The organism is Burkholderia sp. LFS061 (assembly GCF_047978125.1).
Lineage (GTDB): Bacteria > Pseudomonadota > Gammaproteobacteria > Burkholderiales > Burkholderiaceae > Burkholderia > Burkholderia pyrrocinia_C.
The window spans coordinates 68,690-78,154 of the sequence record NZ_JBFPFS010000036.1; the positions used below are offsets into that span (position 1 = coordinate 68,690).

10 protein-coding genes are annotated in these 9,465 nt (G+C 69.8%); 6 read left to right on the forward strand and 4 right to left on the reverse strand.

Annotation, left to right across the window (positions count from 1 at the left end; translation table 11 throughout):
* The first annotated feature begins 15 nt into the window (after positions 1–15).
* The 6 genes from ACNQQL_RS26480 to ACNQQL_RS26505 are packed head-to-tail and all read left to right on the forward strand — an operon-like array spanning position 16 to position 5,443.
* Positions 16–1,158 (forward strand): acyl-CoA dehydrogenase family protein, encoded by a 1,143-nt coding sequence (locus ACNQQL_RS26480; RefSeq protein ID WP_347066820.1) that lies wholly within the window; start codon positions 16–18, stop codon positions 1,156–1,158.
* Positions 1,159–1,207: 49 nt separating this feature from the next.
* Positions 1,208–2,110, forward strand: a complete 903-nt coding sequence (locus ACNQQL_RS26485; RefSeq protein ID WP_347066822.1) for an HpcH/HpaI aldolase/citrate lyase family protein — start codon at positions 1,208–1,210, stop codon at positions 2,108–2,110.
* Between the two features lie 8 nt (positions 2,111–2,118).
* Entirely contained in the window at positions 2,119–2,772 is a 654-nt protein-coding gene (locus ACNQQL_RS26490; RefSeq protein WP_204423364.1) for a pyridoxine/pyridoxamine 5'-phosphate oxidase, read from the forward strand.
* Between the two features lie 35 nt (positions 2,773–2,807).
* A complete protein-coding gene (gene metC, locus ACNQQL_RS26495) occupies positions 2,808–4,001 on the forward strand; it encodes a cystathionine beta-lyase (RefSeq protein ID WP_347066825.1) in 1,194 nt (397 codons plus the stop codon).
* On the forward strand, positions 3,995–4,639 hold the full coding sequence (locus tag ACNQQL_RS26500; protein WP_347066827.1) for a glutathione S-transferase family protein: 645 nt from the start codon (positions 3,995–3,997) through the stop codon (positions 4,637–4,639). The genes metC and ACNQQL_RS26500 overlap by 7 nt, the downstream gene beginning before the upstream one ends.
* A 21-nt stretch (positions 4,640–4,660) precedes the next feature.
* Entirely contained in the window at positions 4,661–5,443 is a 783-nt protein-coding gene (locus tag ACNQQL_RS26505) for a glutamine amidotransferase (RefSeq protein WP_204423362.1), read from the forward strand.
* Here the strand turns inward: ACNQQL_RS26505 and ACNQQL_RS26510 are convergent.
* The 4 genes from ACNQQL_RS26510 to ACNQQL_RS26525 all read right to left on the reverse strand — a co-directional run.
* On the reverse strand, positions 5,366–6,100 hold the full coding sequence (locus ACNQQL_RS26510) for an autoinducer binding domain-containing protein (RefSeq protein ID WP_204423361.1): 735 nt from the start codon (positions 6,098–6,100) through the stop codon (positions 5,366–5,368). The two genes, ACNQQL_RS26505 and ACNQQL_RS26510, sit on opposite strands and share 78 nt — an antisense overlap.
* 86 nt (positions 6,101–6,186) lie before the next feature.
* Positions 6,187–6,615, reverse strand: a complete 429-nt coding sequence (locus tag ACNQQL_RS26515) for a hypothetical protein (RefSeq protein ID WP_072441384.1) — start codon at positions 6,613–6,615, stop codon at positions 6,187–6,189.
* Between the two features lie 59 nt (positions 6,616–6,674).
* Positions 6,675–8,213 (reverse strand): DHA2 family efflux MFS transporter permease subunit, encoded by a 1,539-nt coding sequence (locus ACNQQL_RS26520; protein ID WP_072441108.1) that lies wholly within the window; start codon positions 8,211–8,213, stop codon positions 6,675–6,677.
* On the reverse strand, positions 8,210–9,465 hold a 1,256-nt coding region (locus tag ACNQQL_RS26525; protein WP_416392719.1), incomplete at its 5' end, for an efflux RND transporter periplasmic adaptor subunit. The genes ACNQQL_RS26520 and ACNQQL_RS26525, both read right to left, overlap by 4 nt.

Consider the following 9,465-nt stretch of genomic DNA (forward strand, 5'->3'; position numbering starts at 1 on the left):
CCGGAGACACGACAGATGCCATTTGACTGGACGCAGGAACAGCATGCGACGCTCGCGCGTTTTCGCGGGATCGGCGCGGAGATCGCCGCTGCCGCGGAGCACGACGGCAGCGTGCCTGTCGGCTTCGACGCAGCCGGCTGGGCGCGGCTCGGGCAGGAAGGACTGTGGGACATGATCGTGCCGGAGACGTATGGCGGCGACGGTCACGGCTGGTGGCACTTTTCCGCGGCGCTCGAGGGGCTTGCGTCGGCGATCCGCCGCCCGGCGTTGCTGCTGTCGGTGATCGCGCAGGCCGGCATGGTGCGCGCGCTCGAACGATACGGCACGGCGCCGCAGCGGGACCGCTATTTCGGCGCGATCCTGCGCGGCGAGCTGAGCGCGACCGCGATCGCCGAACCGGGCACCGGCACCGACGTGCGCAGCATTGCGACGAAGCTGGTCGAGCACGGCGACGGCTATCGGCTGACCGGCAGCAAATTCAATATCGCGCATGCGCCGCTCGCGCGCTTCATCCTCGTCGTCACGCGCATCGATACGCCCGGCCGGCGCAATACCGCGCTCGTGATCGTCGATCGCGACCAGCCGGGCATGACCGTCGCCGCGCCCGACCGCAAGCTCGGCCTCGACGATCTGCCCACCGGCGCGCTGCATTTCGACGACTGCCCGATCGCGCGCAGCCAGTTGCTGGGCGAGCCCGGTGCGGGGCTCGGCAACCTGATCGACATCATTTCGCTCGGCCGCCTCTACTACGGCCTCGCTGCCGCGCAAGTGACGGCGCCGTACCTGCGAGACGCGATCGGCTATTGCCGCGACCGGCGCAGCTTCGACAGCACGATCGACGCGCATCAGTACGTGCAGGGCCGTCTCGTGGACCTGCAGATCGGCATCGAGCGCGGCACGTGGCTCGCGCGCGGCGCGCTCGCGCAGCTGCTGACGGATCACCCGCACGCGTTGATGACCTGCTCGATCGCGAAGCTGGTCGGCGCGCAGGATCTCGTCGACGGCGCGCTCGGCCTCGTGCGGCTGTACGGCAGCCTCGGCTACCAGGCCGGGCCGGTGGCCGCATTCGCATCGGATGCGCTCGGCTTCATGAGCGTCGGCGGGACCGAGGAAATGCATCGCAAGAACATCTTCAACCAGATGATGCGCGCCGGCTGAACGCCCGCGCCATCGATACGCGTAACACGCGCCCTACAGGAAACCACGCATGACACCGACGAACCGACGCCCTTCCCGCCTGCGCCGCTCCTGGCTGTTTCTCGCCGGCGCCGATCACGATGCGCTCGTTGACGGCGCCGCGAGCGGCGCTGACGTCCTGATCCAGGAACTCGAAACCTTTACGCCGCCCGACCGGCGTCCGGCCGCGCGCGAGCTCAGCGAGCGCGTGCTCGCGGGCTGGCGCGACGCCGGCATACTGGCATCCGTGCGCGTGAACCCGCTCGACGCGGGCGGGATCGACGACCTGCGCGCCGCGATGCGCGGCCGCCCGGACATCGTGATGATGTCGTATGTCGCGGCGCCCGAGCAGGTCGTCGCGCTCGACGAAGCCGTGACGCGTTTCGAGCGCGAATACGATATCGCGCCCGGTTCGACGGAACTGGTGCCGAACGTCGAGACGACGCTCGGCCTCGTGAACACGATGGCGATCGCGCGTTCGAGCCCGCGCGTGACGGCCGTGCTCGTCGCGACCGAGGACATGGTGGCCGACATGGGCGCCGAGCGCACGCGCGCGGGCCGCGAGCTCGACTATGTGCGCTCGCGTTTTCGCGTCGAATGCGCGGCGGTCGGCGTCACGGCGATCGACTGCCCGTACAGCTATGCCGACAACGAAGGCGCGGAGCTCGACATGCGCGTGTCGCGCGGCCTGGGTTATCAGGCGAAAGCGATCGTCAACGCGCAATTCGTGCCGGTCGTCAATCGCGTGCTCACGCCGACGGCCGACGAAGTCGCCCTCGCCCGCCGCGTGATCGACGCGTTCGACACCGCGCGGCGCGAATCCCGCGGCCGCCGCGTCGCCGCGGCCGTCGTCGACGGGTTCCTCGCGGAAGTCCCCGACTATCTCGCCGCGCATCGGCTGATCGGCCGCGCGGCCCGCTTCGGCATCGCATGAGCCACGCCATGGATACGATCGCAACGCGCCTGAAGGCGCTGAAAACACTCGCGCACGCGGCGCCGCACGTGCCCGCCCAGGATTGGCCCGACACGCCGCACGCGCAGTTCGAGCGCTGGCTCGACGAGGCCGTCGCCGCCGGGGCACTCGAACCGCAGGTGATGACGCTGTCGACGGTCCGCCCGGACGGACGGCCCGATGCGCGCTCCGTCGTGCTGCTGAACGTCGACGCGCGCGGCTGGCATTTCGCGGCGAGCACGCGCAGCCCCAAGGGGCGCCAGCTCGAAAATCGGCCGTACGCCGCGCTGACGTTCTATTGGCCGGCGATCGCGAGCCAGGTCCGGCTGAGCGGCCCGGTCGAACGGCTGCCGGCTGCCGAAGGCCGCGCCGATTTCGCGGGCCGCCCCGAGCGGTCGCGCGCGAGCATCCTGGCCGGACGGCAAAGCGAACGGCTCGACGATCCCGCCGACCTGACGCGCGCGATCGACGCGCAGCTCGCGCGGCTGGCCGCCGACCCGACCCTCGCGTCGGACGACTGGCACCTGTACGCACTGGCGCCGGACGAAGCCGAATTCTGGCGCGCAGACAGCGCGCGGCGCTTCGCGCGGCAGGCCTACCGTCGCGCCGGTCAGCGCTGGGAACGGTGCGCGCTATGGCCGTGAAGTCCGCCGCACACGCGTCGCAGCCGCGCGACGTCATGCACGACCGACTGCACGAAGACACGCGGCTCGCGCACGCGGGCCGCGACAGCGCCGCGTGGCACGGTTTCGTCAATCCGCCCGTCTACCATGCGTCGACCGTGCTCAGCCCGACGGTGTCGGATCTGCTGAACCGTACGCAGCCGTATATCTACGGCCGCCGCGGCACACCGACGACGGACGCGCTCGAGCGCGCGGTGACGAGCCTCGAAGGCGGCGCCGGAGCGGTGCTGTGTCCGTCGGGGTTGTCCGCGTGCACGCTTGCGCTGCTGTCCTGCCTGAAACCCGGCGATCACCTGCTGATGACCGCATCGGTCTACGGCCCGGTGCGTCATGCGTGCGAAGGCGTGCTCGCGCGGCTCGGCGTCGAGACGACCTGGTACGACGCCGGCACGCCCGTTGCAGCCGCATTCCGCGCGAACACGCGGGCACTGTACGTCGAAGTTCCGGGATCCTATACATTCGACATGCACGATATCCCGGCGCTTGTCCGGCTCGCGCATGCGCACGGCGCGCTGGTGATCGCGGACAACAGCTGGGCCACGCCGCTCTTCTTCCGGCCGCATGCGTTCGGCATTGACCTGTCGATCCAGGCCGGCACCAAGTACCTGGTCGGGCATTCGGATGCGATGCTCGGCACGGTATCGGCCAACGAGCGCGCGTGGCCCGCGCTGAAGCAACTGCACGGCGATCTCGGTCTGTGCGCGGGCCCCGACGACGTCTACCTCGCGGTGCGCGGGTTGCGCACGCTCGGCGTGCGGCTGCGGCAGCACCAGCGCAACGCGCTCGCGGTCGCGAGCTGGCTCGCGTCGCGCGCCGAGGTGCAGCGCGTGCTGTATCCGGCGCTGCCCGGCGACGACGGCCACACGCTGTGGCGCCGCGATTTCGGCGGCGCATCGGGGCTGTTCTCGATCGTGCTGCGGCCTGCGCCGCAGCACGCGATCGAAGCGTTTCTCGACCACCTGACGCTGTTCGGTCTCGGTTATTCGTGGGGCGGCTACGAGAGCCTTGCGCTGCCGTTCGAGCTGGGCGCGCACGGCCTCGCGGAGCGCTGGCCGCCCGGCAGCCGCGGCGTGCGCCTGCACATCGGGCTCGAGGATGCCGACGACCTGATCGCCGATCTCGCCGCCGGTCTCGACCGCTATGCGGCGTGCGCGGATGCCGGTGCCTGCGGGGATGCCGCGCGATGCTGACCGTCTGGGGCCGCCGCACGTCGTTCAACGTGCAGAAGGTGTTATGGCTCATCGGCGAGCTGGGACTGCCGTACCGGCACATCCCGGCCGGCGGCGAGCACGGCTCGCTGCGGACGCCCGCGTTCGCGGCGCTGAACCCGACCTGCCGGATCCCGGTGATCGACTGGGACGGCGACGTCGTCTGGGAGTCGCACACGATCCTGCGTTATCTCGCCGCGCGCGTGCCGAACAATCCGTTCTGGTGCCGCGACACGTTCGCACGTTCGCGCGCGGAGCGCTGGATGGACTGGTCGCAGACTTCGCTCGAGCCCGACGTGATGACCGGGTTGTTCTGGGCGCTGGTGCGAACGCCGCGGGAGCGGCGCGACGACGCGATCGTGCGAGACAAGGCCGAGCGCAGCGCCACGCACTACCGGCTGCTCGACCGGCTGTTGTCGACGCAGCCTTTTCTGGGCGGCGCAACGCCGGGCCTGGCCGACATTCCGGCCGGCGCGACGCTGTTCCGCTATTTCTCGCTCGACGTCGAGCGGCCGCCGTTGCCGCACGTCGAGGCCTGGTACGCCCGCCTGTGCCGACGGCCCGCCTACCGCGAACAGGTGATGGTGTCGTTCGACGCGCTGCGCGGCCAGCCGGGCTGACTTCCTACTCAATCAAACGACATGACGCACTCTGCACTTCGTCCGATCCTGATCGTCCTGCATCGCGAACAGTCGAGCCCCGGCCGGATCGGGCGGCTGCTCGCGGCCCGCGGCCATCCGCTCGACATTCGGCGCCCGCCGCTCGGCGATCCGTTGCCGGCGACGCTCGCCGATCATGCGGGCGCCGTGGTGTTCGGCGGCCCGATGAGCGCGAATGACGGCGATCGCTGGATGCGCGACGAGATCGACTGGATCGGCGTGCCGCTGCGCGAGGCCGCGCCCTTTCTCGGCGTCTGCCTCGGCGCGCAGATGATGATCCGCCATCTGGGAGGCCGTGTGAGCGCGCATCGGGACGGGCGTGCGGAAATCGGCTATTGGCCGATCGCCGCGACGCCCGCCGGCCGACGGCTCGGTTCATGGCCGTCGCATGTCTACCAGTGGCATCGCGAGGGCTTCGAGCGCGTCGCCGGGCTCGAGATCCTCGCGACCGGCGAGCATTTCGAGAACCAGGCCGTTCGTTACGGGCCGCGCGCGTACGGCGTCCAGTTTCATCCGGAAGTGAGCTATCCGATGATGCGGCGCTGGAGCACGGCCGCCGCTCACAAGCTGTCGGCGCCCGGCGCGCAGGATCTCGCGACGCAGGCAAATGAGGGCCTGCGGCACGACCGCGCGACGGCGGCATGGCTCAGCGCGTTTCTCGATCGCTGGCTCGCGGGCGCACCCGCATCAGGTGGGCACCGTCACGTCGGAGATGCTGATCAACCCCCACTCGACCGCGCGCAGCACGGCTTCGTGCCGACGTGACACGTTGAACTTGCGGCGGATATTCATGAAGTGGAAATTGATGCACGACTCGGTCACGTTCAGGATATGGCCGATTTCCCACGACGTCTTGCCGGCCGCGTGCCAGCGCAGGCATTCGACTTCCCGCCGGCTGAGCCGCGGCACGCTGTCGGGCGGTGCATGGCAACGCGTGTCGGCGATCGCTTCGCACGCGATGTCGCGCAGCAGCGTCAGCGCCGCGAGATGGCGGTCGCAGCGCTCGCGCGTACGGCCGAGGTCGTCCGCGCTTGCGCACGACAGCATGCCGACCTCCCCTTTCGCGCCGCGCACCGGCAGCACGACGCCGCTGCGCATGCCGTACGCGGACGCCGCTTCGTAGCACGGCCGCTGCTCGGGCAGCGCGAACAGCGCGTCGTCCCAGACGAGCGGCAGCGCCGAGCGGAAGCAATGCCGCAGCATCGGGTCGACGCGGTCGAACTGGCGCTGCCGGTACAGCGCCGTCCATCCAGGCACGCCGCTGCTCCACTTGCGCGCGAGATCGAACGACGCGCCGGTAAACGGCAACACGATCAGCACGACCTTGTCGAACCCCATCCCGGCGGCCGCGTCGGTCATCCGCTGCCATGACGCGTCCGTGTCGCCGGGTACCAACCATTTCAGACAATCCAGTCCATTCATACAAGCCACCCCGTTTATCTAGTTGGAATCTGCATTCAGGCGGACTTGCGCAACCGGTTCGAGGCGTTGCGCGCGAACGGACCGCGCTAGAGCGCCTCGGTCAGGCGTCGCCGGCCCGCCTGCTTCGCGTCTTCGAGCGAAGCCGTCACGTCGAGCGGAATCCCGAACGCCTTTTCGATGCCGGCCGCGTTCGCGATGGCCGCGGCGCGTTCCTTCGGGTCCGGTTCGATCGTGACGAGTGCGCGGCAGACCTCGGCGAGCGCGGCGCGGTTCTGCTTGAGCCACATGCCGCGCTCCTTGCGGTCGTCGTGCGGTTCGTCCGGGCGGGCCGGCGGAAAGATCATGACAAACGGCTCGCCGTGCCGCATCAGCGTGTGCATGTCGTCGAGCCAGCGCTGCGCGTAGCCGGCCGCGATCGCATCGTTGCGCACGACGACGAGCGGAAATTCCGTGACGTCGAACACCGCAAGCGTCGCCAGGTCGGACGGCGTTTCTCCAGCGTGGTGGGTATGCATCGGGTCAACCTCCATCGAATTGAACAGCATGGGTCGGAACGGGCCGCGCAGCGCCCGCTTCATCGTTTCGCGGCGGCGCCGGGGCCGAACGGCGGGCGGGCGAGCCACACCACCGCGATCACGGCGAGATACACGCAGCCGAGCGCGAACGAAACGTCGTTGAACGAAATCTGGTAGGCCTGTGCATCGACCAGGTTGCTCAGCAGCGTCGCCGCGCGCTGCGGATCGCCGCCGCCGAGCCGCGCGACTTCGGCCCGCACGGCCGGATCGAACGCGCTCACGTGCTCGCTGAGCTGCGCGTGATGCAGGATCGCGCGCCGGTCCCACAGGAACGACGTGATCGACACGGCGAAGCTCGCGCCGAGCGTACGCAGGAACGTCGACAGGCCGGAGCCGGCGGCGATTTCGTCCGGCTTCAGGTCGGACAGCAGGATGCTGTTGATCGGCATGATGAACAGCGCGAGGCCAAGGCCCTGCAGCAGCTGGATCAGCGCGATGTGCGTGAAGTCGATGTCGGGCACGAAGCCCGCACGCAGGAACGACGACGTGCCGAGGATCGCGAACGCGCAGCACACGAGCACGCGCATGTTGAAGCGCGGCGCGTACTTGCCCATGAACGGTGTCATCAGCACGGGGATCACGCCCATCGGCGCGACCGCGAGCCCGGCCCAGAACGCGGTGTAGCCGAGCGTGCGCTGCAGCCACTGCGGCACGATCACGTTGACCGCGAAGAACGCCGAATACGCGAGCACGAGCGTCAGCGTGCCGGCCGCGAAGTTGCGATGTGCGAACAGCCGCAGGTTCACGATCGGGTTCGGTTCGTTGAGCTCCCAGATCAGGAACAGCGCGATGCCGAACGCGGCGACCACCGACATCACGACGATGAACGTCGAGTTGAACCAGTCGGCTTCGTTGCCCTTGTCGAGCACGATCTGCAGCGCGCCGACGCCGACCACGAGCGCGGCGAGGCCGACGTAGTCGACGCGCGCGGCGACGGTCGTCTCGACGCGCGCACGCATCTGCGCGAATACGCACATCGCGGCGAACACGCCGATCGGCAAATTGATCAGGAACGCCCAGCGCCATGAGTAATGCTCGGTGACCCAGCCGCCGAACACGGGGCCCGCGATCGGCGCGACGACGGTGACCATCGCGATCATCGACAGCGCGAAACCGCGTCGTTGCGGCGGGTAGATCGACAGCATCAGCGCCTGCGTGGTCGGGATCATCGGCCCGGCCACCAGGCCCTGCAGCGCGCGGAACGCGACGAGTTGCGGCAGGTTTTGCGCGAGGCCGCACAGCAGCGACGCAAACGTGAACGCGAGCGTCGCCCACACGAACAGCCTGACCTGCCCGATGCGCTTGACGAGAAACCCGGTCAGCGGCAGTGCGATCGCATTGCTGACCGAGAACGTCGTGACGACCCATGCGCTTTGCGTCGTGCTCACGCCGAAGTTGCCGGCGATCGTCGGCAGCGACACGTTCGCGACGGTGCCGTCGAGCACCTGCATGAAGACCGCGAGCGCGAGGCCGAAGGTCGTCAGCGCGACGCTCGACGGACGAAAGCCGGCATCGGCGGCCGCCATCGGGCCGCTCATCGCACACGCTCCGTGCGCACCGCCGCGGGCTGGTTCGCATGCACGACGTCGGCGATCAGGCTGTCGGCGCGCGCGAGCTCGTCGCGGTACACGTCGGTGCGGAACACGGGCGCGCGTTGCTCGCGATGCGACAGCATCGCACCGCTGCGGTCGTGCTGGTCGACGCGTGCGTGCATCGACAGGCCGATCCGCAGCGGATGCGCGTCGAGCTGGGCCGGGTCCGTCAGTTCGATGCGCACCGGCAGCCGTTGCACGATCTTGATCCAGTTGCCGGTCGCGTTCTGCGCGGGCAGCAGCGAGAACGCGCTGCCGGTGCCGACGCCGAGGCTCTGCACGCGGCCGCTGTAACGCACCGCGTCGCCGTACAGGTCGGCGGTCAGTTCGACCGGTTGCCCTATGCGCATGTGCTCGAGCTGCTTCTCGGTGAAGTTCGCGTCGACCCACAGTTCGCGCAGCGGCACGACCGCGAGCAGCGGCACGCCGGGCGACACGCGCTGCCCGACCTGCACCGTGCGCTTCGCGACATAACCGGTCACGGGCGCGACGATGTCGGTGCGGGCGCGCGCGAGGTATGCGGCGCGCAGTCGTGCGGCCGCGGCCTGCACGTCGGGATGCGACGCGACCGCGGTGTCGTCGACGAGCGCCTTGCTCGTCTGATGCTGCTCGCTCAACGTCGCGAGCGCGCTTTGCGCGGCCGCGTACGCGCTTTGCGCGGACGTCAGCGTATCGCGCGCATGCGCGAGCTCCTCGCGCGAGATCGCACCGGAGCGGCCGAGATCCTCGCGGCGGCTGTAGTCGGCCTTCGCCTTGTCGAGCGCGATGCGTCGCGCGTCGAGTTCGGCGCGCGCGCCGTCGATGCTGTTCGCGAGCCCGCGCTCGTTGCTGTACAGGCCGCGCACCTTGCGTACCGTTGCCGCGAGGTCGGCCTGCGCGGCTGCGAGCGCGATCTGCGCGTCGCTCGCATCGAGACGGACGAGCGGCGTGCCGGCGCGCACGAGGTTGCCGTCATCCGCGTCGATCGACACGACGGTGCCAGTCACCTGCGGCGACAGCTCGACGACGTTGCCTTGCGCGTATGCGTTGTCGGTGGCTTCGTACCAGCGGCCGACGAGCACGTACCAGATGCCCCAGCCGACGATGCCGAGCGCGAACACGGCGACGAGCGCGCGCACGAGGTGCTTGCGCCGCGCGGGCGGCGGCGGTGTCGCGGGTGCGGCGCCGCCCGGTGCCGGTTGCGTGCGCGCGTCCGGGC

Bases quoted from the DNA above. Each gene is read 5' to 3' on its own strand.
- ACNQQL_RS26480 (WP_347066820.1), top strand. From the start codon at position 16: ATGCCATTTGACTGGACGCAGGAACAGCATGCGACGCTCGCGCGTTTT.
- ACNQQL_RS26490 (WP_204423364.1), top strand. From the start codon at position 2,119: ATGGATACGATCGCAACGCGCCTGAAGGCGCTGAAAACACTCGCGCAC.
- metC (WP_347066825.1), top strand. From the start codon at position 2,808: ATGCACGACCGACTGCACGAAGACACGCGGCTCGCGCACGCGGGCCGC.
- ACNQQL_RS26485 (WP_347066822.1), top strand. From the start codon at position 1,208: ATGACACCGACGAACCGACGCCCTTCCCGCCTGCGCCGCTCCTGGCTG.
- ACNQQL_RS26515 (WP_072441384.1), bottom strand. From the start codon at position 6,615: ATGCATACCCACCACGCTGGAGAAACGCCGTCCGACCTGGCGACGCTT.
- ACNQQL_RS26500 (WP_347066827.1), top strand. From the start codon at position 3,995: ATGCTGACCGTCTGGGGCCGCCGCACGTCGTTCAACGTGCAGAAGGTG.
- ACNQQL_RS26510 (WP_204423361.1), bottom strand. From the start codon at position 6,100: ATGAATGGACTGGATTGTCTGAAATGGTTGGTACCCGGCGACACGGAC.
- ACNQQL_RS26505 (WP_204423362.1), top strand. From the start codon at position 4,661: ATGACGCACTCTGCACTTCGTCCGATCCTGATCGTCCTGCATCGCGAA.
- ACNQQL_RS26520 (WP_072441108.1), bottom strand. From the start codon at position 8,213: ATGAGCGGCCCGATGGCGGCCGCCGATGCCGGCTTTCGTCCGTCGAGC.